Below are 22,057 nucleotides of genomic sequence, written 5' to 3'. Positions count from 1 at the left end.
TCCATGGTGACGGCCCGTGAGGCGCGCCGGCACCTTCGGCGACCCTGGACCGTCCCTGATATTGCCCTTCGGGGCATCGCGGTTTCTCAGGGTCGGATGAGGGGCGGCCCTGATGTCCGGCGCCGGCCGGCGTGTGACGATCGTGGCATGCCAGTCGCCGCCCGCCCGCCCGAGACGACCGACGACCCGCCCGTGCGCAAGCTCTACCGCAGTGCCGACGGGCGGATGCTCGGCGGTGTCGCACGCGGTCTGGCGGGGCACCTCGGGCTCCCGGTCATCTGGGTGCGGCTGGTCTTCCTGGCCCTCTTCGTCGCCGACGGCCTCGGCGTGCTGGTGTACGCCGTCTTCTGGATCGTCGTCCCCCTCGGCGTCGGTGGGCGCTCGGGGCCGCGCTCCGTGTTCGCGACCGCGCCCGACGGGCGGCGCCGGCTCCGCAAACCCGACAAGGGCCAGGTCGTGGCGCTCATCGCGCTCACCGTCGGCGCGGTCGGTTTCGTCACCAGCGTCGACCTCGGCGGCGACGCCAACCGTTATGTGTGGCCGACGCTGCTCGTGGGTGTCGGGGTCGTCCTGGTGTGGCGGCAGGTGGACAACGCGCGGCGGGCCAGTTGGTCCGAGCCGGGCGGCCGCAGGCGGCTCTTCCAGCTCGTGCGGGGCCTGGCCGGCGTCGCGCTCGTCGGCATGGGCCTGACGGTCTTCATGGTGGTGCGCGGCTCGGCGGCGCAGCTCGGTACCGCGCTCACCGCCGCGATAGCCGTCCTCGCGGGGATGGCCCTGCTTGCGGGACCGTGGCTGGTACGCATGTCGCAGGATCTCTCCGAGGAGCGCACCATGCGCATCCGCGCCCAGGAACGGGCCGAGGTCGCCGCCCATGTGCACGACTCGGTCCTGCACACGCTCACCCTGATCCAGCGCCATGCCGAGGAGCCCGGTGAGATCCGGCGGCTCGCCCGCGCGCAGGAACGCGAACTGCGCAACTGGCTGTACCGGCCGGAGGGCACCGGGAAGGACGAGGACCAGGAGCCGGACACCCTCGCGGAGGCCGTCAAGAGAACCGCCGCCGAGGTCGAGGACAAGCACGGCGTGCCCCTGGAGGTCGTGGTCGTGGGGGACTGCCCGCTCGACGAAGGGCTGGCCGCGCAGATGCAGGCCGCGCGCGAGGCCATGGTCAACGCCGCCAAGTACGGTGGCGGGGGAGGGGCGGTGCAGGTGTACGCGGAGGTGGAGGGCCGTACGGTCTTCGTGTCCGTACGGGACCGGGGGCCGGGCTTCGACCTGGACGCGGTACCCGCCGACCGGATGGGCGTACGAGAATCGATCATCGGGCGGATGCAGCGCAACGGCGGCACCGCGCGGCTGCGGTCGGTGCCGGGCGACGGCACCGAGGTGGAGCTGGAGATGGAGAGGGCGGACGGATGACCGAGGACACGACGGCTGCGGCGGGCACGGAGCGGCGGGTACGGGTCGTGCTGGTGGACGACCACCGGATGTTCCGTACCGGGGTGCAGGCCGAGATCGGCCGGACCGAGACGACCGGCGTCGAGGTGGTCGGCGAGGCCGCCGACGTCGACCAGGCGGTCGCCGTGATCACCGCGACCCGTCCCGAGGTGGTCCTCCTCGACGTCCACCTGCCCGGTGGCGGCGGGGTGGAGGTGCTGCGCCGCTGCGCGAGCCTGCTGACGGCCCCCGAGAACCCGGTGCGGTTCCTGGCGCTGTCCGTCTCGGACGCCGCCGAGGACGTCATCGGCGTCATCCGGGGTGGTGCGCGCGGGTATGTCACCAAGACGATCACCGGGGCCGACCTGGTCGACTCCGTCTTCCGGGTGCAGGAGGGCGACGCCGTGTTCTCGCCCCGGCTGGCGGGCTTCGTGCTGGACGCCTTCGCCTCGACGGACGCCCCGCCGGTCGACGAGGACCTGGACCGGCTCACCCAGCGGGAGCGTGAGGTACTGCGGCTGATCGCGCGCGGTTACGCGTACAAGGAGATCGCCAAGCAGTTGTTCATCTCGGTGAAGACGGTCGAGTCGCACGTCTCGGCGGTGCTGCGCAAGCTCCAGCTCTCCAACCGCCACGAGCTGACCCGCTGGGCGACGGCCCGTCGTCTGGTGTGACCCAGGGGCCGGTGGAGGAAGCCGGGCCGGATCGCGGGTGAGCCGGCGCGGGCGAGCCGGCTGTGGGTGAGCCGACCGTGCGAGCCGACCGTGCGAGCCGGCCGTGTGTACTGCTTGTGTGTGTGCTGCTTGTGTGTGAGCTAAACGGTACATAGGAGCGGCAACCCGGACGGCGAACGTCCCCTCCTACTCCCCGTGATGAGCCTGACAGGTACCCCCTTCCTGGTGACCGCGGTCGTGCTGGCCGTGGTCGCCGTCCTGCTGCCCCTGGCGCTGTGGAGCCGCGTTCGCGGTCCCGCCGTCGTCCGGGCGGCGACGCGGTTGGGCATGGTCGGCTTCGCGCAGCTCACGGCGATCGTCGTCGTCTTCGTCGCGGTCAACAACGTCAACGGCCTCTACGACAGCTGGGGCGACCTTCTGGGCACCAGCGACCACGTCGACTCCGCCATCGACCTCGGCCCCGACGGACTGGGCGGCAGGAGCGTCGCCGACCTGCCGAGGGTCAAGCAGACCTTCACCCCCGTCGACGACCCCGCCATGGGCCCCGGCGTCCGGAAGACCGTCCTCGACGGCGGGATATCCGGGGTGAGGGCCGAGGTGTACGTCTGGCTGCCACCGCAGTACGACGACCCGTCCCACCGGGACAGGAAGTTCCCCGTGGTGGAACTGCTCTCCGGGTTCCCCGGCTCGCCGAAGTCCTGGTTCGTCGGCATGCGCGTCAACCAGCAGCTGGAACCGCTGATGCGCGACGGCGCCGTCGAGCCGTTCATCCTGGTCGCGCCCCGCAGCCACCTCCTTGGCCACACCGACACCGGCTGCGCCAACGTGCCCGGCAGGATCAACGCCGACACCTGGCTCAGTTTCGACGTACGCAAGATGGTCATCGACAACTTCCGGGCCGCGGACACGGCCGACGGCTGGGCGCTCGCCGGGTTCTCGTCGGGCGCCCACTGCGCCACGAAGCTGGCCATCGCCCATTCCGACCGCTACCGGTTCGGCGTCAGCATGTCCGGCTACAACGACCCGGCCGCCGAGCCGTCCTCGCTCACCGGCAAGGACCCCGGCCTCCGGCACGCGCACAATCCGGTCAACATGCTCAGGGCCGCCCCGGTGCCGCCCCGGGTCACCCTGCTCCTCACCGGTGACGAGGGCGACGGCTACCAGCAGGGCGTCGCGCTGCGGGAGGCGTCCAGGGCGCCGACGCGCATCGACGTCCAGCAGGTCCACGGCGGTCACCGCACCAGCACATGGGTGCGGGAGGTGCCGTCGGTCTTCCGGTGGCTCACGCAGCGGTTCCGCGCCGAGGCGGCGGAAACCGGGCGGGACGCGGGCACGGGGCCGGGCAGGGGGCCGGGCACGGGGCAGGACGCAGGACCGGGCGCGTCCGCCGCGGAGGCGGGCCGGGGCCGTGGAGAGGGCCGGGACGAGGGCCGGGACGACGGCAGAAACCATGGGCGGGGCCATGAGCAGGGCCGGGGACCGGGGGCGGACCCGGGGGCCGGTGCGGGGACGGCCGTGGGCGTGAGCCTGGGCGAAGGGGCCGGGACCGCGTCGGGCCGGGAGCCCCTGTCCGTCGACGGCCGCCCGTAGCGACCGGGGCGACCGAGCGGCGGGCGCTCCGGCCGCGCTCCCGGCCGCGTACGTGGCGCTCGCGCTCACGCCACGCGCGTCGCGCCCGCCCAGGGCATCTCGTCGATCGGCGCGACGCGTACGGGGGCGCCGGGCCGCGGGGCGTGGATCATCCTGCCGTCGCCGATGTACAGGCCCACGTGGCTGACGCCCGAGTAGAAGAACACCAGGTCGCCCGGGGCCAGGGCGGACCGGGACACCCGCCGGCCGGTGTCGATCTGGCTGTACGTCGTGCGCGGCAGCGACACGCCCGCCGAGCGCCAGGCGGCCTGGGTGAGCCCCGAGCAGTCGAAGGCCGACGGACCGGTGGCGCCCCACACGTACGGCTTGCCCAGGGCCCCGTACGCGTACGCGACGGCTTGCGCGGCGCGCGGGTTGGGGGCCCCGACAGCGGCTCGCCGCGGGGCGGGACCGCGCGGGGCGGCGCCCTGCGGGGTGGCGCTCCGCGCCGCGGTACCGGAAGGGGCGCCGTCGTACGCCGCGCGCTCGGCGGCGGTGAGCCGGGCGAGGAGCTTCTCGGCGGCGGCCAGCCTGTCCTGGACGGCCGCCTTGTGGCGGGACAGCTCCGCCTGGCGGGCCGTCAGGTCGCGCAGCCGCCCGGCGGCCTCGGCGCGCAGCCGGGCGAGCTCGGTGACCTCGCTCCGGGCGGCACCGACGGCCGTGGCGTGCCGGTCGCCGACCCGGTCCGCGAGGGCGGCCCCCCGGAGGTAGGCGTCCGGGTCGCTGGAGAGCGCGAGCCGGGCGGCGGGACCGAGGCCGCCGCCGCGGTACTGGGCGGAGGCCACGGAGCCGAGCGCGTCGCGGGCGGCGTTGAGCCGGGCGGTCCGGCGGGCGGCCTCGTCGCGCAGGGAGTCCAGTTCCTCCTCGGTCCTCTTGGCTTCCTCCTTGACGCCGTTGTACTTCTCGGTGGCCTCCTCGGCCTCCCGGTACAGCCGGTCGGCCTCCGCCTTGACCTGGGCCGGGCTCCGGTGGGGTTCGGCGTGCCCGGAACCCTGGAAGACGGTGGCGGTGGCCGCCCCGGCGAGTGCCAGGGTGAGGGCCACGCGGCCGTTCAGCGGGTGCTGCTTGGGTTTCCGGTGCGCTGCCACGAGGGCGGTCACTTCCCTTCGGCGGGGTGGGGCCTGGGGCAGGACGCTAAGCCCGGCGGTAACGGCCGGGCGGCGGCATGACCGCTATTGACCGCAGGTGAGGGTTCCGGAGCGGATTCGGAGAGGCACACGCTCTCGGAATCCCGCATTCCGTATCGGCCGCGACCGATGCGACGGATGAGGCGACCCTCACCGGCGCCCGGTGGTATGGCCCCGGTTAGGCTCCGCCCCATGGACGTACTCATCAATGTCTTCGTCGCGTTGCACGTCATCGGTATCGCCGCCCTCCTGGGCGGCTTCCTGACCCAGATGAAGGCGATGGGCGAGGGTACGGCGCGCTTCGGCCCCGCGATGCTGCACGGCGCGCTGCTCATGCTGATCACGGGAGTCGCCCTGGTCGGCCTCAACCAGGCCGACGACCAGACCGTGAACAACGTCAAGATCGGTGTGAAGCTGGCGATCCTGGTCGTCATCCTCGGCCTGGTCTACGTCAAGCGTGACGAGGAAAGGGTCGACAAGGCGGTCTTCGGAGCCGTGGGCGGCCTGACCGTGGTGAACATCTTCATCGCCACGCTCTGGACCTGACCGGCCCTCGGGCGCCCGGGCGGCGGCCTCGTCCAGGAGTCCGCCACCCGCCGCGGCCCGTCCCGCTCCGGTACCACCGTGCCCGTCGGGCCCGTCGGGCCCGTCGGACCTCGGCGCGGCCGACCGGACGGCCGGTCGCTCGCAACGCCGTGCCGGTGGGCGGTGCCCGGCCCGACGCCGAGGCCCGGTTCGGGCAGGCGCTGAGGGGCGTTGCCCCGTCATGCCGGGCGGGTCGTGTCAGGCCGGGCGCACACTGCTGTGGATGGGCATGTGGTGGATGGACTCCTCGCGGACGTCCTCCCCGGGCCCGGGCGCGTGGATCATCTTCCCGCCGCCCTTGCAGATGCCCACGTGGCTGATGTCGTCGTGGAAGAACACCAGGTCGCCGGGGCGCAGGTCCTCCGTACGGACCCGGGTCCCCGCCCGCGCCTGCTCCCACGTGGTACGGGGGAGGTCGACCCCCGCCGCCCGCCACGCGGCCTGGGTGAGCCCGGAGCAGTCGTACGAGCTCGGGCCGGTGGCGCCCCACACGTACGGCTTGCCCGTCTGGGCCTCGGCGAAGGCGACGACCTCGCGGGCCTTGGCGGTGTGACCGCTCTCGTCGTCCGCCTGCGCCTGCATCTGCGTGTGCGGCTGCTGCGGCTGCTCCCGCCACTGCTCGTGGCGCTCGGGGACCTCTGCCGCCCCCGCCTCCGCCCGCGCCCGCTCCCCGGCCGTGAGCAGCGCAAGCAGCGCCCGGGCGTCGCCGAGCTTGCGCTGCACGGCCTGCTTGGTGGCGCGGAGGGAGGCCTGCGAGGCGCTGAGTGACTCCGGCGGCTGCCGCGTGGCCTCCGCCCGCTGGTGCGCGGTGTGGGGCTGCTGTGCCGGCGAGCCGGTGAGTGACTCGTGCCGCCGGTCGGTGAGCCGGTCCACCGGCTGCGCCTGTTCCACGAACGCCCGGGGCATGTCCGGGAAGGCAGGTGACGTGGCCGGGGCCCGGCCGCCGGAGCGGTGCTGGGGGGCCGCGTGGGGCCCCGGGGTGTGGCGCGAATCGTGCGGCGCCTCCGTACGCCGGGTGGCGTCGTCGCGCGTCCCGCCGGCCTCGCGCCACCGCTCTTCCCCGGCCTGCGCCGTCTGCCCGGCCTGCGCTGCCCGCCCGGCCCACCCGGCCCGCCCCGCCCGCTCGGCCCGCTCGGCCCGCCCCGCCCGCTCGGCCCGCTCGGCCCGCTCGGTCTGCTTGGTCTGCTTGGTGCTGCCGTACTGCCGCGTCGCCGTGCCCGCCTGCCGGTAGAGGTCGTCGACCTTTCTCTGTACCTCCTCGACCGTCGGCTTGCGCTCCGGGTCGCCCGCCGCGCCGGGCGCGGCGGTCGCGCTCTGTGACGACAGGAGCGTGACCGAGGCCAGGGCGGCGGCCGTCGTGACCCCGACGGCGGGGGAGTGGGCATGCAGGGTCTGCAAGGTGCGCGATGCGCGCGGCTTGCGATGCGACGCCAAGGCCGGCATCTCCTTCCGTGGACCGCCTACCGGGTCAGCTGTCAGGTTCGGGCGGAACGGAAGGTGCCCTACGGCCGTGCCCGAGGGGCTGCGGGCCGATTCACCTCGGTCGTACGTGTGGGTCCCCGGTTCCGGACTGCCGCGGAGGCAGCACGAATTCGGCGTGGGCGATCCGACTGGCGTGGTTCGCCGATGAGAGAACGGACCGCTTGGGCGAGCACGCTAGCCAACCTGTGGTGGTGCTGTGAAGGATGATGTTCGATATGCCCGATACGTATTCGTGACCTTGGCGTGATGTCGTCGAATCGGTACGGAGGGTGATGAGTCGGACCTGTTTCCGGTTCGTCCACGGCTGTCAGTGGGGCGGCCTAGACTCGATAGGCGATGAGCAGCCTCTTTGACGACAGCTTCCTGGCGGACCTCCGGAACCACGCCTCCGACGAGCCCCCGCCGCCGCCCGAGGACTCCGACGGCCCCGGGGACGCCCCGGCCGCGGAGGAGGTCCCGCACGACCTCTTCGGCGACCGCTTCGACGTGCCCCCGGCCCGCGACGCCTACCACCGCGACGGCGCCCCGCGCACCGTCGTGGACCCCGCCGCGCTGCTGGAGGGGCTCAACGACCAGCAGCGCGCCGCCGTGGCGCACACCGGCTCGCCGCTGCTCATCGTCGCCGGAGCCGGATCGGGCAAGACCCGGGTGCTGACCCACCGCATCGCCCACCTGCTGGCGACGCGCCACGTCCACCCCGGCCAGATACTGGCGATCACCTTCACCAACAAGGCAGCCGGCGAGATGAAGGAGCGCGTCGAGCAGCTCGTCGGCCCGCGCGCCAACGCCATGTGGGTCATGACCTTCCACAGCGCGTGTGTCCGCATCCTGCGCCGTGAGTCGAAGAAGCTCGGCTTCACCTCGTCCTTCTCGATCTACGACGCGGCCGACTCCAAGCGGCTGATGGCCCTGGTCTGCCGCGACCTGGACCTGGACCCGAAGAAGTTCCCGCCGAAGTCGTTCAGCGCCAAGATCTCGAACCTGAAGAACGAGCTGATCGACGAGGAGACCTTCGCCGACCAGGCCGATGGGGGCACCTCCCACGCCGAAGGCGTAGGGGGAGGGTTCGAGAAGACCCTCGCCGAGGCCTACCGGATGTACCAGGCACGGCTGCGCGAGGCCAACGCCCTGGACTTCGACGACATCATCATGACGACGGTCCACCTGCTCCAGGCGTTCCCCGATGTCGCCGAGCACTACCGCCGCCGTTTCCGGCACGTACTCGTCGACGAGTACCAGGACACCAATCACGCGCAGTACACCCTGGTCCGCGAGCTGGTGGGGACCGGATACGAGGACCTGGACCCGGCCGAGCTGTGCGTCGTCGGTGACGCCGACCAGTCGATCTACGCCTTCCGCGGCGCGACGATCCGCAACATCCTCCAGTTCGAGGAGGACTACCCGGACGCGACCACCATCCTGCTGGAGCAGAACTACCGCTCCACGCAGACCATCCTGTCCGCCGCCAACGCGGTCATCGAGCGCAACGAGAGCCGCCGTCCCAAGAACCTGTGGACGAACGCCGGTGAGGGCGCCCGGATCATCGGGTACGTCGCGGACACCGAGCACGACGAGGCACAGTTCGTCGCCGACGAGATCGACCGGCTGACGGACGCGGGCGAGGCCAAGGCCGGCGACGTCGCCGTCTTCTACCGGACGAACGCCCAGTCCCGTGTCTTCGAGGAGATCCTCATCCGCGTCGGCCTCCCGTACAAGGTCGTCGGCGGCGTCCGCTTCTACGAGCGCAAGGAGGTCCGCGACGTCCTCGCGTACCTGCGCGTGCTCGCCAACCCCGAGGACAACGTCCCGCTGCGCCGCATCCTCAACGTCCCCAAGCGGGGCATCGGTGACCGCGCCGAGGCGATGATCGACGCGCTGGCGCTGCGCGAGAGGATCACCTTCCCGCAGGCGCTGCGCCGGGTCGACGAGGCGTACGGCATGGCGGCCCGGTCGGCGAACGCCGTGAAGCGGTTCAACACGCTGATGGAGGAGCTGCGCACCATCGTGGACTCGGGTGCCGGTCCCGCGGTGGTCCTCGAGGCCGTGCTGGAGCGGACGGGATACCTCGCGGAACTCCAGGCCTCCACCGACCCGCAGGACGAGACCCGGATCGAGAACCTCCAGGAACTCGCCGCGGTCGCCCTCGAGTTCGAGCAGGAGCGGGGCGAGGAGCCCGGCACCCTGGCCGAGTTCCTCGAGCAGGTGGCGCTCGTCGCCGACTCCGACCAGATCCCGGACGAGGACGACGAGGGCTCCGGCGTCATCACGCTGATGACGCTGCACACGGCCAAGGGCCTGGAGTTCCCCGTGGTGTTCCTGACGGGCATGGAGGACGGTGTCTTCCCCCACATGCGCGCCCTCGGCCAGACCAAGGAACTGGAGGAGGAGCGGCGCCTGGCGTACGTGGGCATCACACGCGCCCGCGAGCGGCTCTACCTGACGCGGTCGACGATGCGCAGCGCGTGGGGGCAGCCCTCGTACAACCCGCCGTCGCGGTTCCTGGAGGAGATCCCGGGCGCGTACCTGGAGTGGAGGCGCACGGGTGCGATGGCCAAGCCCGCCGGGCCGACGTCCGGGATCGCGTCGTCGCTGTCCTCGTCGCTGTCGTCCCGGTCGCGTTCCGGCGGCCCGTCGGGCTTCGCCACCCGGCGTGCCACGGACAAGCCGGTGATCTCGCTGGCGGTCGGTGACCGGGTGACGCACGACCAGTTCGGGCTCGGCACGGTGATGGCGGTGACGGGTGTGGGCGCGGACGCGCAGGCGACGATCGACTTCGGGGACGAGAAGCCGAAGCGGCTCCTGCTGCGGTACGCGCCGGTCGAGAAGCTGTAGCGGCTAGGAGGTCGGGTCGAGGCCGTGGCTGCGCAGCCACGGCAGCGGGTCGATCGCGGCGCCGCCGCCGGGCCGTACCTCGAAGTGCAGGTGCGGTCCGGTGGAGTTGCCCGAGTTGCCAGAGTACGCGATCACCTCACCGGCCTTGACCTCGCCGGAGCGGATCTTGGTGCTGCTGAGGTGGCAGTACCAGGTCTCCGTGCCGTCCTTGGCGGTCACGATCGCCATGTTCCCGTACGCGCTGTTCCACTGGGTGCGTACGGTGCCGTCGGTCGCGGCCATCACCGGGGTTCCGTACTGGACGGGGAAGTCGATACCGGTGTGCAGGGACATCCAGTTGACGCCCGCCTGCCCGTACCGCGCGCTGAGCTGGTGCAGGGCGACGGGGAGGGCGAACTTGGGGCGCAGCGCCTCACGGCGGGCCGCCTCCTCCTCGCGCTTCTTGCGCTCCGCCTCCTGGCGCGCCTTGAGGTCGATGCGCTCCTGGGTGCGGCTGGCGCGGTCGCCGAAGTCGCGGGCGTCGGCGCTGAGGGCGGCCAGCTGGGTGTCGAGTTCGCTGTTGGCGACGACCGGGTGCACCGAGGCCGCGTCGGCGGCGGTCACCGCCTTCTCTTCGGACTTCGCCTCGGCGGAGCCGCTGCCCGTGAGGCCGCTGACCGAGGCGGCCGCGATACCGGCGACGCCCATGACGCAGGCCGAGGGCATGGCGACGGTGAGGAGAGCGGAACGCTTGGCGGGGGTACGGCGCCGGCCGCGGCTGCCGCCACCGCCCGCTCCCGCGCGGCGGGTGGGGCGGGGGATGACGGGGGCGATCGCCGTTTCGGTGAGGCTGTCGTGCAGACCCTCGGGCTCGGGCTGGGGTTCGTACGCCGCTTCCGGTTCGGCCGCGGACTCGGGCGCCCCCTGGGGCTCCGTGTGCGGTTCGGTGTGCTGCTCCGGCGCGGGCGGCTGGTCGGCGGCCGCGTAGTCGTACTGCTCGGGGACGGTGAACGTCTCGGTCGGCGCGGCGGCGTGGTTCCAGGCGGTGGCGTCGTAGGCGCCGGTGTCGAAGGCGGCCGTCTCGAAGGTGGCCGTCTCGAAAGCGGCCGTCTCGAAGGTGGTGGCGGCCACGTTCCACTGGCCGGTCGCGTCGTACGTGCCCGCTCCGGTCCACGCGGCGGTGTCCCACTGTCCGGTCTGCCCGGAGTGCGTGTCGTAGCCGGTGGTGTCCGTGGTGGTCCACTGCTGGGTGGCGGTGGACCACTGGGTGCCGTCGTACTGACCGCTGTGATCCGTGTGGTGACCGCTGGTGCCGCCGCTGCTTCCGTTGCCGTAAGCCGTCTCGTAGGCGTTCCCGTAGGTGCCGGGGAGGGCGCCGAAGAGAGGATCGGTGGCGAAGCTGCCGGTTTCCTGGCCGCCGGACTCAAGGCTGCCCGTGGAATACGCGTCGTCTCCGACGTACCCGGCGTGGGGGGGCTGGTCGTTCACCAACGTCTCTCTCGCCTCGGCAGCAGGACCAGGTCTGGGGTGGCCCCCGGTGAAAGGGGCCCCAGAGGGGAAAGCAGTGGGCGCGACTGTACCCGGCGGTACGCGCAACCGACAATCTTCCGTGGGTTTTAGCCCCGGGGGAAACGGGCATTCGGCCGCCTTTCGGCGGAGTGCAGGCAGAGCCTTGGCCCTATGTTCGAGAAGTGTTCGACAGGTGGCCCGGTCGGCTCAGGCCACGGACGCGGAATCGGATGTTCCGGCGGCTGTCCCGTCCGACTCCAGGGCCTGGACGACGCCGGCCGCGATCGCGGGGTGCACGGGCAGCGCGAGATGGCCGATTCCGGTGACGCGTACGTTCCGCGTGATCAGGTCCGGATGCTCGATGCGTGCCGTCTCCACGGGGACCATCCACTGGTCCAGATCGCTCCAGAAACCCACGAAGCGGGTACGGCAACCGGGCGCGGGCTCGCTCAGTTCCCGCAGTACGGACGAGCCGGGACGCATCTGGCGGATGAGTGGGTGCGCGCCGGCGAGCGGTGCGACGGTCGTCCCCGAGTGCGGCGTTCCGAGGGTGACCAGGGTGCGTACGCGGCGGTCACCACCGAGCCGCTGGACGTAGTAGCGGGCTATCAGGCCACCGAGGCTGTGCCCGACGATGTCGACCTCGCGGTGTCCGGTGCGGTCGCAGATCTCCTCGACGTGGCGGCGGAGCAGTTCGGCGGCGGCTCGGATGTCGCAGGTCAGCAGCGAGTGGTTGAGTGACTCCACATGGTGGCGGCCGTGCCGGACGAGGGACCTTCGCAGCAGTACGAAGACGGAGCGGTTGTCCACGAAGCCGTGCAGCAGCACGGTGGGCGGAGGTGCCGGGGTGCCGCAGGGCGGCGACGGGGGCGTCGGGGCGCCGACGGGGGCCGGACGCCGTTCCGGTGCGATGCCGGTGGGGTAGAGGATCAGGTGGCCGGCCAGGATCGCGAGCTCCAGGGCGGTGGCCTTGCACAGGGCGGCGGACAGCTGTAATGGGAAGAAGGGCAGCAGCTTCCATGGCGACAGGACCTTCACGGCCGACCTCCGAACTCGGGTGCCGTCCCGGAGTGGGGTGCGAGGCGGTCGCGCCGCCGCCGCGCCGTGCGGCCGGCGGCGGCACGGTGACATCACGTCCTCGGCACGGCTCCCGAAGCGATCGTCCCGGTTTCTCCGGGGCCGACGGGGTTCCCGATGCGGGTGCGACGCGTAGCGAACATGTTCCACGTGTGATTTCCCCCTCCCTGTCCACCGCGAAACGGCCGGTTGCGGGATGCTGTCGATAACGTTCGTTCACCTCCCCGGCATACAGGTACGGGGGACGCATGTGGAGGCAGTGATGGGTGTGACCGGTCCGATCCGCGTGGTGGTGGCCAAGCCGGGTCTCGACGGCCACGATCGCGGCGCGAAGGTGATCGCGCGGGCGCTGCGTGATGCCGGTATGGAGGTCATCTACACCGGCCTTCACCAGACGCCGGAACAGATCGTCGACACGGCGATCCAGGAGGACGCGGACGCGATCGGTCTGTCGATCCTCTCGGGCGCCCACAACACGTTGTTCGCGAAGGTGCTCGAGCTGCTGAAGGAGCGCGACGCGGAGGACATCAAGGTGTTCGGTGGCGGGATCATCCCGGACGCGGACATCCCGCCGCTGAAGGAGAAGGGCGTGGCGGAGATCTTCACGCCCGGCGCGACGACGGCGTCGATCGTGGACTGGGTCAACGCCCACGTCCGCGTCTCCGCCGAGGCGTAACCCGGCGGGTGCCCCACGGGTGCCGTGCCGGTGCCCGGCGGGCGCTGTGCCGGTGCGGTGCGGGCGTTCAGCGGGTGCCGTGTGCGTCCTGTGTGCCGGTGCACGGTGGGCGCTCAGCGGGCGCCCGGCGGGTGCCGTGCGTGCCGTGCGGGTGCTGTGCCGACACCCGGGCGGGTGCCGTGCGGTGCGTGCGGGCGCTCAACGGGTGCCCGGCGGGCGCTCAGCGCGAGTCCGGCGGGTGCTGTGCCCGTGCGGTTGAGGTGCTCGTGCGGGCCGGTGGCGGGTCGGGTGTCCCGGCGCGATCCGCGCCGATGGACGGCGGGTACCGTGCGTGCCGTGCGGGTGCTGTGCCGACACCCGGGCGGGTGCCGTGCCGGGTCGGCCGCCCTGCGGGTGCCGCCCTTCGCGGCGCGCCGCGGCGCGGTGGCGTACCGCCGGGGCCGCTCGGGCGCGCCTCCCGCGCCCCGCTCGGCGTCGGTGCCATGCCGCCCCCCGGCGCTCCACGGTCCGCCCGCCCGGCTCGTGGACCGACGGTCCGGGCGCCGGGCGGCCGCCGCGCCGGCCCCCGGTACGACCGGCCATCACGCCCCGGAGGGCGGGTCCGGCGTCGCGCCCTGTAGCTCCGCCCGCATCTCCGCACGGAGCCGTAGCGTGGCGACCAGGCGCTGGAACGCCTCCGACCAGTAGCCCCCCGCCCCCGGCGAAGCGCCCTCCGGTTCGTCCGGGACGGCGGTGAGGACCTCCAGGCGGCCCGCCTGGCCGGGGTCGAGGCAGCGCTCCGCCAGCCCCATCACCCCGCTGAAGCTCCACGGGTAGCTCCCCGCTTCCCGGGCGATGTCCAGCGCGTCGACCACCGCGTGACCGAGCGGCTCCGCCCAGGGCACCGCGCACACGCCCAGCAGCTGGAACGCCTCCGACAATCCGTGCGCCGCGATGAAGCCGGCGACCCAGAGGGCCCGTTCGTCGGTGGGCAGGATCGACAGGAGCTTTGCCCGCTCGGCCAGTGAGGACGTGCCGGGGCCGGTCGACGGCGGTGTCGTCGGCGGGCCGAGCAGCGCGCGGGCCCAGGCGGGGTCGCGCTGCCGGACCGCCGCGCGGCACCACGCGGCGTGCAGCTCGTCGCCCCAGTCGTCCGCCACCGGCAGGGCGACGATCTCCGTGGGCACACGGCCGCCCAGCCGTGCCGGCCACACCGCCAGCGGGGCCGACTCGACCAACTGGCCCAGCCACCAGGACCGTTCGCCCCGGCCCGTCGGCGGGTCTGGCAGGACGCCGTCCCGCTGCATGCCGGCGTCGCACTCGTGCGGGGCCTCGACCGTGATCGTCGCCTCCCTGCCCGTGCGGTCCACGTGCACGCAGGTGGACGCGCGCTCGGCCATACGGCGGGCGAGTGCCGAGCGGGGCAGCGCGGAGAGCAGCTCGGCGGCGGTCGACCGGACGTTGCGGCTGCGGTCGGAGAGCGCCTGCTCCAGGAACGGCTCGTCGGCGTCGGACAGCCCGGTACGCAACGAGTCGAGGAACATCAGCCGGTCCTCGGCGCGCTCGGTGGACCAGGTCGAGGCGAGCAGGGCGGCCGCGGCGCCCGGGTCGTGCGCCCGTACCGCGCCGAGCAGCGCCACCCGCTCGGCGAACAGGCCCTCCTCCCACAGCCGCCGCACGGCCTCCCGGTCCGCGGGGTCCGGCAGCGCGGTCCCTCCCGAGGCGCCGCGCAGGGCGAACCGCCACTCCGGGTTGAGCCTGGCCAGCCACAGCCCGCGCGGCCCGGCGAACACCAGCGCGGCCGGCCGCAGGTCGGTGCGCGCCCGTGCCGCGTCCAGCAGCGCGGGCAGCAGGGACGCGGGCGCCCGGTAGCCGTGCGCGTTCGCGGCCGTCAGCCACTGCGGCAGCAGCTCCGTCAGGTCGGGCGCCGTGCCCCGGCGTCCGCCGCCGGAGGACGTGCCGGCACGGTCGGCGAGCAAGTGGGCGAGCCGGCGCCGGGCCGGGCCGGGAAGCGGTGGCCGCCCGTCGTCCGGCGCCGGCTCGGGCAGCTCGGCGGCAGGCCCTGGCAGCAGCCCCGCGCGGCGCCGCACGGTGTGGAGCGCCGCGGCGTCCAGCAGGGCGGCCGGCGCGTCCTTGCCGGGGGACCGCGCCAGGACGTCGGCGGCCGGCGCGCGGCGGTCGGTGCCGAGCAGCGCCGACGTGACGAGGTCTTCCCAGGTCGTGGTGGTCATCGTGTCCTCCGTACGTCAGGTCAGCGTGACCGTCTCGGGCGTCTCCGCCGACCAGGCGGTCAGCGGGGTGAAGCCGCGGTGTCCGCACTCGCCGAACACCGTGACAGGCCTGCCGCCGGACAGCGCGGCCAGCCGCCACAGGCCGGGCCTGCCGAGCGCGGTCGCGACGACCGGCAGCGCGGACCCGCCGTCCGCGTCGGCCAGCTGCCAGCCGCCGTCCCCGGACGGCGCGGGTATCGCCCCGGTCAGCGTCACCGGCCAGGAGTCCAGCCACGGGTCGTCGCACAGGGCCGTCCCGTACGCCGCCAGGGCGTCCGCCACGGTCCCGCCCGGTGGCGGACCCGCGTCCGGTACCGGCAGCGCGAACTGCTCACCGAGTTCGGCCCGCAGCTGCCCGGCGCCGGGGTACGGCCTGACCTCGGCGTCGATCACCACCCCCACGGGCAGGGCGATCCCGGGCGCGCGCCCGGCCGCACCGAAGGAGAGCAGCAGTGCCGCCCGTCCGCTGCTCCGTCCGTGCAGCCAGACCCGGCGGGTCGTCAGCTTGCCGTCCGAGGTGTCGTACTGGGCGAGGACCGACCAGTGGTCGCGCACGGCCGGGCCGTCGGCGGGCGCCGTCAGCCCGACCCTCGTACGGACCGTCGCGGCCAGCGGCTCCGGAAGCCGCTCGACGTCCAGCCACGCGCGGTCGAGCAGATGCGTCAGCGAGCATTCCTCCAGCAGCCGCACCGGCCAGCCCGGCCCCGAGCCCGGTATCGCCCCCAGCTCCCTGACCCGGCCGGCCAGGCCCGGCGCCTGTGCGTCGACCATGCGGGCCGCGGTCTCCTCCCACAGGCCGTACCCCGACCGGCCGGCGGAGGCCAGCCCGCCGCGCAGCAGGTCGGCCAGCCGCTGCTCCAACTCCTCGGCGCCCGCCGTGATCCGGGCGGCCCGCTGCTCGGCCCGGCGCCGCGCCGCTTCCGGGTCGGCGTTCCTCGCGGGCGGGCCCTCGCCCGCTCCCCCTCCCGGGCCCCCCGACGCGCGGGCACGCCGCCCCGCCAGCCACTGCTCGGCCCAGTCCGGCATGTCCGAGCCGCGCACGGGCTCCCCGTCCGCCGCCCAGAGCAGCAGCAGCCCCAGCGCGTGCTTGCACGGGAACTTCCGGCTCGGGCAACTGCACTTGCAGGCCGGGCCCGTGGTGTCCACAACCGTCCGGTACGGCTTGCTGCCACTGCCTTTGCACAGCCCCCACACCGCCCCGGACCCGTCGCTGCCGCCACCCGACCACGGCCCGGCCGTGCCGAGCCTGCCGCCCGCTCTGCGCGATGCGTCGTCAGGAGCCAGAGCCAGCACCTGTTCCGCCGTCCAGCGCACCCCCTGCTGATTCATGGGAACGACGGTAGGCGCCCCCACTGACAATCAGCTCTGACCAGCGACTTCGCGCCAACGACCGGGAGTTGACCTTGTCTGCCCTTTGCTGTTTTCTGCCTGTGACACGGTCAACTCACCCGGGGGGACAGCATGAACCGCACCAGCCGCTCCATCGCGTCGGTGCTCGTCGCCGGCGGACTCGTCCTCGGACTCGGCGCCTGCTCCGAGATCGCCGACGAGGCCGCCAAGCAGGTCGACAAGGAAGTCAACGAGCAGTACGAGGTCACCTACGAGATCACCGGTAAGGGAATCGACTCGATCGACTACCACGTCGACGGAGGTGACGCGACGAAGCCCAAGGTCGAGTCGGTGCAGAAGCCCACGCTGCCGTGGAAGAAGACGGTGAAGCTCCGCGGTCTGCTGCCGCCCGGCGTGCTCCCGATCGCCGTCGACCCGGCCGGCGTCGAGATGTCCTGCAAGATCATCTACCAGGGGAAGGTCATCAAGGAGGAGACCGCGAAGGGCATGGCCGCCGCGACCGGCTGCATCGCCGTCTCCCCGGTCGCCGGCTGACATCCCGGCACCCGCAACCAGGCCCGAGTGACGGCGGGTTCCGCCCGCGAACGGCGTCCGAAATCCCTTTCGGACCCACGTGACCAGCGGAAACGGTCGATTGTCAGTGGCATGGTGCACGGTGGATCCCACACCCGGTCGCACATGATCTGGAGGGGGATCCATCACCGTGCCCGCAATCACCCCAGTCACCGAAGAAGCCGTCGAACCGTCCGGCGGAGAGGCTCTGCGCCCGCATGCCGAGGACGCGTTCGCGCACGAACTGAAGGCACTGGCCGCGGCCGACGACCGCCCCCGGCCCGCCCGCTGGCGCCTCTCGCCGTGGGCCGTCGCCACCTATCTGCTCGGTGGCACACTGCCCGACGGCACCGTGATCACACCGAAGTACGTCGGACCGCGCCGGATCGTCGAAGTCGCCGTGACCACCCTCGCCACCGACCGGGCGCTGCTGCTGCTCGGTGTCCCCGGCACCGCCAAGACCTGGGTGTCGGAGCACCTCGCCGCCGCGGTCAGCGGCGACTCGACCCTTCTGGTGCAGGGCACCGCCGGCACCCCCGAAGAGGCCATCCGGTACGGGTGGAACTACGCGCGGCTGCTCGCCCACGGGCCCAGCCGGGACGCGCTCGTCCCCAGCCCGGTCATGCGCGCCATGTCCGACGGCATGACGGCGCGCGTCGAGGAGCTCACCCGCATCCCCGCCGACGTGCAGGACACCCTGATCACGATCCTCTCCGAGAAGACCCTGCCGATCCCCGAGCTCGGCCAAGAGGTGCAGGCGGTACGCGGCTTCAACCTCATCGCCACCGCCAACGACCGGGACCGCGGCGTCAACGACCTCTCCAGCGCGCTGCGCCGCCGCTTCAACACCGTCGTACTCCCGCTGCCCGCCACACCGGACGCCGAGGTCGAGATCGTCTCCCGGCGCGTCGACCAGATAGGGCGCTCCCTCGACCTGCCCCCGGCCCCCGAGGGCATCGACGAGATCCGCCGGGTCGTCACCGTCTTCCGTGAACTGCGCGACGGCGTGACGACCGACGGCCGCACCAAGCTCAAGTCCCCCTCCGGGACACTCTCCACGGCCGAGGCGATCTCCGTCGTCACCAACGGCCTCGCTCTCGCCGCGCACTTCGGCGACGGCGTGCTGCGCCCCGGCGACGTGGCCGCGGGCATCCTCGGCGCGGTGGTCCGCGATCCGGCGGCCGACCGTGTCGTCTGGCAGGAGTACCTGGAGACCGTCGTCCGTGAAAGGGACGGCTGGAAGGACTTCTACCGGGCGTGCCGCGAGGTGTCCGTATGACGGCCGGCTCCACCGGACCCCTGCTGCTCGGTGTCCGCCACCACGGGCCCGGATCGGCCCGTGCGGTGCGGGCCGCGCTCGACGCCGCCAAGCCACCGGCCGTGCTGATCGAGGGCCCGCCGGAAGGGGACGCCCTGCTGCCGCTCGCGGCCGACGAGCGGATGAGCCCGCCGGTCGCGCTGCTCGCGCACGCCGTCGACGACCCCGGGCGCGCGTCCTTCTGGCCGATGGCCGAGTTCTCCCCCGAGTGGGTCGCCATCCGCTGGGCCCTGGACCACGGCGCGGCCGTCCGTTTCATCGACCTGCCCGCCACCCACACCCTCGCCATGGCCGGGGACCCCACCTGGAGGGACGGCGAGGGAGAGGAGGCGGACGGCGGCAAGGCCGGCGACCAGCGGTACGGCCTGCGAGTCGACCCCATCGCCGTGCTCGCCGGGACCGCCGGGTACGACGACCCGGAGCGCTGGTGGGAGGACGTCGTCGAGCACCGGGGCACCGGAGCCGCACCGAACGGACCCCCGGGCGGCGGTGCCCACGACCCGATCGCGGTCTTCACCGGACTCGCCGACGCCATGGCCGCCCTGCGCGAGACCTATGGGCACGGCGGGCACGGCCGCGACCTCGTGCGCGAGGCCTACATGCGACTCCAGCTCCGCGCCGCGCGCAAGACGCACGGGGACGGCGTGGCCGTCGTCTGCGGGGCCTGGCACGTGCCGGCCCTCGCCGCCAGGACCACCGTCACCGCCGACCGTGCCCTGCTCAAGGGGCTGCCCAAGGTGAAGGCGGAGATCACCTGGGTGCCCTGGACGCACCGCAGGCTCGCCCGGCACAGCGGTTACGGCGCCGGCATCGACTCGCCCGGCTGGTACGGGCACCTGTTCAGCGCGCCCGACCGGCCGGTCGAGCGCTGGCTGACGAAGGTCGCCGGACTGCTGCGCGACGAGGACCGGATCGTCTCCTCCGCCCATGTCATCGAGGCCGTACGGCTCGCCGGGACGCTCGCCGCCATGCGCGGGCGTCCCCTCGCGGGGCTGACCGAGACGCTCGACGCCGTACGAGCGGTGATGTGCGACGGCTCCGACGTGCCGCTCGGGCTCATCAGGGACCGGCTGATCATCGGTGACACCCTCGGCGAAGTGCCCGAGCACGCCCCCGCCGTGCCCCTGCAGCGTGACCTCACCAGGCTCCAGCGCACCCTGCGCCTCAAGCCCGAGGCCCTCGAGCGGGAGCTCGACCTGGACCTGCGCAAGGAGACCGACGCGGCGCGCAGCCTGCTGCTGCACCGGCTGCGGCTCCTCGGCATCGGCTGGGGCGTGCCGGCCGCGGGGCGGGGCAGCACCGGCACCTTCCGGGAGAGCTGGCGGCTGCGCTGGGAGCCGGAACTGCACGTCCGGGTCGCCGAAGCCGGGGTGTGGGGCACCACCGTGCTCGCCGCCGCCACCGCCAGGGCCGAGTCGGACGCCACCTCGGCCACCGCCCTCGCCGACGTCACGGCGCTCGCCGAGCGGTGCCTGCTGGCCGGGCTGTCCGACGCGCTGCCCGTGGTGATGAAGGCCCTCGCCGACCGTGCCGCCCTCGACGCGGACGTCGGTCACCTCGCCCAGGCCCTGCCCGCGCTGGCCCGCTCCCTGCGGTACGGCGACGTGCGGTCCACGGACACCGCCGCGCTCGGCGGTGTCGCCACCGGGCTCGCGCTGCGCATCTGCGTCGGTCTGCCCCCCGCGTGCACGAGCCTCGACGCGGACGGCGCCGCCGAGATGCGTGGCCACCTGGACGCCGTCCACACCGCGATCCGGCTCCTGCCGGACCCTGGGAAGGGCGCGGAGGACGGGGCGGAGAACGGCGTCACCGAGGACGTCACGGGCCGGTGGGCCGACGTTCTGGGCAAGCTCGCCGGGCGGGAGAGCGTGCCCGGCGTCATACGGGGGCGCGCCGCGCGGCTGCTCCTGGACGACGGGCGGCTCGCGGAGGACGAGGCCGCGCGGCTGATGGGGCTCGCGCTCTCGCCCGGCACGCCGCCCGCCGAGGCGGCCGCCTGGATCGAGGGCTTCGTCGGCGGGGGCGCCTCCGGCCCCGGCGGCGGACTGCTCCTCGTCCACGACGAGCGGCTCCTCGGCCTGGTCGACGCCTGGCTGAACCAGGTCCCCGCGGAGGCGTTCACCGATGTACTGCCGCTGCTGCGGCGCACGTTCGCCGCGTACGAACCGGGTGTCCGGCGCACGCTGGGCGAGCTGGTGAGGCGCGGCCCGGCGGCAGGCGGGGCGGCACGGGCTGAGGCCGCGGTCCCCGGCTTCGCGGCGGAGCTCGACGAGACCCGGGCGGAAGCGGTCCTGCCGCTGCTGCGGCTCCTGCTGGGCGCGGGGGACACCGACGACGACGAACTCTCGGGGGCGGGCAAGTGAGTGACGAGGAGCGGCTGAGGCGCTGGCGCCTGGTGCTGGGCGGTGGCGAGGCCGACGGGACGGGCCGTGAACTCGCCGGGACCGACGCCGCCATGGACGGCGCCCTGGCCGCGTTGTACGGGGAGAAGAGCGGCGGACGGGGGCGCGGCGGGCGGGACCGTTCGGCGGGACTCGGCGCGTCGGCGCCGTCCGTCGCCCGCTGGCTCGGCGACATCCGCGCCTACTTCCCCAGCACGGTCGTCCAGGTGATGCAGCGGGACGCGATCGACCGGCTCGGTCTGTCGGCGCTGCTGCTCGAGCCCGAGATGCTGGAGGCCGTCGAGGCGGACGTCCACCTCGTCGGCACCTTGCTCTCGCTCAACAAGGCGATGCCGGAGACGACGAAGGAAACGGCACGGGCCGTCGTACGCAAGGTCGTCGACGACCTGGAGAAGCGGCTGGCCACCCGTACCCGTGCCACGCTCACCGGCGCGCTCGACCGCAGTGCCCGCATCAGCAGGCCGCGCCACCGGGACATCGACTGGGACCGCACCATCCGGGCGAACCTGAAGAACTACCTGCCGGAGTACCGCACGATCGTGCCGGAGCGGCTCATCGGGTACGGGCGGGCGGCGCAGTCGGTGAAGAAGGACGTGGTGCTCTGCATCGACCAGTCCGGTTCGATGGCGGCGTCCGTGGTGTACGCCTCGGTGTTCGGCGCCGTGCTGGCGTCCATGCGGTCCATCGCGACCCGGCTGGTCGTCTTCGACACGGCCGTCGTGGACCTCACCGACCAGCTCGACGATCCCGTGGACGTCCTGTTCGGCACCCAGCTCGGCGGCGGCACGGACATCAACCGGGCGCTGGCGTACTGCCAGTCGCAGATCACCCGCCCGGCCGACACCGTCGTCGTCCTGATCAGCGACCTCTACGAGGGCGGCATACGCGACGGGATGCTGAAGCGGGTGGCGGCGATGAAGGCGTCGGGCGTGCAGTTCGTCGCGCTGCTCGCACTCTCCGACGAGGGCGCCCCGGCGTACGACCGCGAACACGCGGCAGCGCTCGCGGCCCTCGGAGCGCCGGCGTTCGCCTGCACCCCCGACCTCTTCCCGGAGGTGATGGCGGCGGCGATCGAGAAACGGCCACTGCCCATACCGGACATGGCGACCCATCAGTAACACGGGACTTGCGTCACCCCGGCGGGTTCGTGCGAGCATCGGCCCGACGTACGCGGAAGGC

16 protein-coding genes and 1 riboswitch are annotated in these 22,057 nt (G+C 73.4%); of the genes, 10 read left to right on the top strand and 6 right to left on the bottom strand.

Annotated features, from left to right (window positions below):
• The first annotated feature begins 147 nt into the window (after nucleotides 1-147).
• The 3 genes from ABD347_RS27580 (at nucleotide 148) to ABD347_RS27570 (ending at nucleotide 3,701) form a co-directional block, all read left to right on the top strand.
• The gene (locus tag ABD347_RS27580; protein WP_344366275.1) at nucleotides 148-1,419 is read left to right on the top strand and encodes a PspC domain-containing protein; all 1,272 of its coding nucleotides are present in this window, start codon (nucleotides 148-150) and stop codon (nucleotides 1,417-1,419) included.
• Complete coding sequence (locus tag ABD347_RS27575; protein ID WP_344366273.1) at nucleotides 1,416-2,111, top strand: LuxR C-terminal-related transcriptional regulator; 696 nt, start codon at nucleotides 1,416-1,418, stop codon at nucleotides 2,109-2,111. The genes ABD347_RS27580 and ABD347_RS27575 overlap by 4 nt, the downstream gene beginning before the upstream one ends.
• Nucleotides 2,112-2,309: 198 nt before the next feature.
• Nucleotides 2,310-3,701, top strand: coding sequence for an alpha/beta hydrolase (locus ABD347_RS27570; RefSeq protein ID WP_344366271.1), 1,392 nt, complete (start codon nucleotides 2,310-2,312; stop codon nucleotides 3,699-3,701).
• Between the two features lie 65 nt (nucleotides 3,702-3,766).
• Here ABD347_RS27570 and ABD347_RS27565 read toward each other — a convergent pair whose 3' ends face one another.
• Complete coding sequence (locus tag ABD347_RS27565) at nucleotides 3,767-4,828, bottom strand: C40 family peptidase (RefSeq protein ID WP_344366270.1); 1,062 nt, start codon at nucleotides 4,826-4,828, stop codon at nucleotides 3,767-3,769.
• A gap of 231 nt (nucleotides 4,829-5,059) precedes the next feature.
• On the opposite strand from ABD347_RS27565, the gene ABD347_RS27560 reads away from it, so the two are divergent.
• Nucleotides 5,060-5,413, top strand: coding sequence for a hypothetical protein (locus ABD347_RS27560; RefSeq protein ID WP_344366268.1), 354 nt, complete (start codon nucleotides 5,060-5,062; stop codon nucleotides 5,411-5,413).
• 237 nt (nucleotides 5,414-5,650) lie between these two features.
• Here the strand turns inward: ABD347_RS27560 and ABD347_RS27555 are convergent, their stop codons facing one another.
• Entirely contained in the window at nucleotides 5,651-6,895 is a 1,245-nt protein-coding gene (locus ABD347_RS27555) for an NlpC/P60 family protein (protein ID WP_344366266.1), read from the bottom strand.
• Nucleotides 6,894-7,060, bottom strand: a riboswitch (cyclic di-AMP (ydaO/yuaA leader). Its footprint overlaps the gene before it by 2 nt.
• A gap of 210 nt (nucleotides 7,061-7,270) precedes the next feature.
• On the opposite strand from ABD347_RS27555, the gene pcrA reads away from it, so the two are divergent.
• Nucleotides 7,271-9,766 carry a DNA helicase PcrA gene (gene pcrA / locus ABD347_RS27550; RefSeq protein WP_344366265.1) on the top strand — a complete coding sequence of 832 codons (2,496 nt, stop codon included), beginning with the start codon at nucleotides 7,271-7,273 and terminating at the stop codon, nucleotides 9,764-9,766.
• Nucleotides 9,767-9,769: 3 nt separating this feature from the next.
• Here the strand turns inward: pcrA and ABD347_RS27545 are convergent, their stop codons facing one another.
• Nucleotides 9,770-11,233, bottom strand: a complete 1,464-nt coding sequence (locus ABD347_RS27545; RefSeq protein ID WP_344366263.1) for a peptidoglycan DD-metalloendopeptidase family protein — start codon at nucleotides 11,231-11,233, stop codon at nucleotides 9,770-9,772.
• 228 nt (nucleotides 11,234-11,461) lie between these two features.
• Nucleotides 11,462-12,292 (bottom strand): esterase/lipase family protein, encoded by an 831-nt coding sequence (locus ABD347_RS27540; protein WP_344366262.1) that lies wholly within the window; start codon nucleotides 12,290-12,292, stop codon nucleotides 11,462-11,464.
• Nucleotides 12,293-12,593: 301 nt separating this feature from the next.
• Between ABD347_RS27540 and icmB the strand changes: the two genes are divergently transcribed.
• Complete coding sequence (icmB, locus tag ABD347_RS27535; protein ID WP_344366261.1) at nucleotides 12,594-13,007, top strand: coenzyme B12-dependent isobutyryl CoA mutase small subunit; 414 nt, start codon at nucleotides 12,594-12,596, stop codon at nucleotides 13,005-13,007.
• A gap of 581 nt (nucleotides 13,008-13,588) precedes the next feature.
• Here the strand turns inward: icmB and ABD347_RS27530 are convergent.
• Together ABD347_RS27530 and ABD347_RS27525 are read right to left on the bottom strand one after the other, a co-directional pair.
• Nucleotides 13,589-15,217, bottom strand: a complete 1,629-nt coding sequence (locus ABD347_RS27530) for a DUF5691 domain-containing protein (protein WP_344366259.1) — start codon at nucleotides 15,215-15,217, stop codon at nucleotides 13,589-13,591.
• A gap of 15 nt (nucleotides 15,218-15,232) precedes the next feature.
• Nucleotides 15,233-16,585 carry an SWIM zinc finger family protein gene (locus tag ABD347_RS27525; protein ID WP_344366257.1) on the bottom strand — a complete coding sequence of 451 codons (1,353 nt, stop codon included), beginning with the start codon at nucleotides 16,583-16,585 and terminating at the stop codon, nucleotides 15,233-15,235.
• Nucleotides 16,586-16,717: 132 nt separating this feature from the next.
• On the opposite strand from ABD347_RS27525, the gene ABD347_RS27520 reads away from it, so the two are divergent.
• From ABD347_RS27520 to ABD347_RS27505, 4 genes are all read left to right on the top strand, one after another.
• Nucleotides 16,718-17,140, top strand: a complete 423-nt coding sequence (locus ABD347_RS27520; protein ID WP_344366255.1) for an MmpS family transport accessory protein — start codon at nucleotides 16,718-16,720, stop codon at nucleotides 17,138-17,140.
• A gap of 163 nt (nucleotides 17,141-17,303) precedes the next feature.
• Nucleotides 17,304-18,437 (top strand): ATP-binding protein, encoded by a 1,134-nt coding sequence (locus ABD347_RS27515; RefSeq protein ID WP_425575782.1) that lies wholly within the window; start codon nucleotides 17,304-17,306, stop codon nucleotides 18,435-18,437.
• Nucleotides 18,434-20,839, top strand: coding sequence for a DUF5682 family protein (locus ABD347_RS27510; protein WP_344366254.1), 2,406 nt, complete (start codon nucleotides 18,434-18,436; stop codon nucleotides 20,837-20,839). Before ABD347_RS27515 ends, ABD347_RS27510 begins: the two co-directional genes overlap by 4 nt.
• Complete coding sequence (locus ABD347_RS27505; protein WP_344366252.1) at nucleotides 20,836-21,996, top strand: VWA domain-containing protein; 1,161 nt, start codon at nucleotides 20,836-20,838, stop codon at nucleotides 21,994-21,996. The genes ABD347_RS27510 and ABD347_RS27505 overlap by 4 nt, the downstream gene beginning before the upstream one ends.
• Nucleotides 21,997-22,057: the final 61 nt, after the last annotated feature.

The sequence above is a fragment of the Streptomyces gobitricini genome, assembly GCF_039532985.1.
Classification (GTDB): domain Bacteria; phylum Actinomycetota; class Actinomycetes; order Streptomycetales; family Streptomycetaceae; genus Streptomyces; species Streptomyces gobitricini.
This window is presented reverse-complemented; position numbering and strand designations above follow the sequence as displayed.

Excerpts from the sequence above, each read along its gene's own strand:
- ABD347_RS27580 (WP_344366275.1), top strand. The coding sequence starts at position 148 with ATGCCAGTCGCCGCCCGCCCGCCCGAGACGACCGACGACCCGCCCGTG.
- ABD347_RS27575 (WP_344366273.1), top strand. The coding sequence starts at position 1,416 with ATGACCGAGGACACGACGGCTGCGGCGGGCACGGAGCGGCGGGTACGG.
- ABD347_RS27570 (WP_344366271.1), top strand. The coding sequence starts at position 2,310 with ATGAGCCTGACAGGTACCCCCTTCCTGGTGACCGCGGTCGTGCTGGCC.
- ABD347_RS27560 (WP_344366268.1), top strand. The coding sequence starts at position 5,060 with ATGGACGTACTCATCAATGTCTTCGTCGCGTTGCACGTCATCGGTATC.
- ABD347_RS27555 (WP_344366266.1), bottom strand. The coding sequence starts at position 6,895 with ATGCCGGCCTTGGCGTCGCATCGCAAGCCGCGCGCATCGCGCACCTTG.
- pcrA (WP_344366265.1), top strand. The coding sequence starts at position 7,271 with ATGAGCAGCCTCTTTGACGACAGCTTCCTGGCGGACCTCCGGAACCAC.
- icmB (WP_344366261.1), top strand. The coding sequence starts at position 12,594 with ATGGGTGTGACCGGTCCGATCCGCGTGGTGGTGGCCAAGCCGGGTCTC.
- ABD347_RS27530 (WP_344366259.1), bottom strand. The coding sequence starts at position 15,217 with ATGACCACCACGACCTGGGAAGACCTCGTCACGTCGGCGCTGCTCGGC.
- ABD347_RS27525 (WP_344366257.1), bottom strand. The coding sequence starts at position 16,585 with ATGAATCAGCAGGGGGTGCGCTGGACGGCGGAACAGGTGCTGGCTCTG.
- ABD347_RS27520 (WP_344366255.1), top strand. The coding sequence starts at position 16,718 with ATGAACCGCACCAGCCGCTCCATCGCGTCGGTGCTCGTCGCCGGCGGA.
- ABD347_RS27510 (WP_344366254.1), top strand. The coding sequence starts at position 18,434 with ATGACGGCCGGCTCCACCGGACCCCTGCTGCTCGGTGTCCGCCACCAC.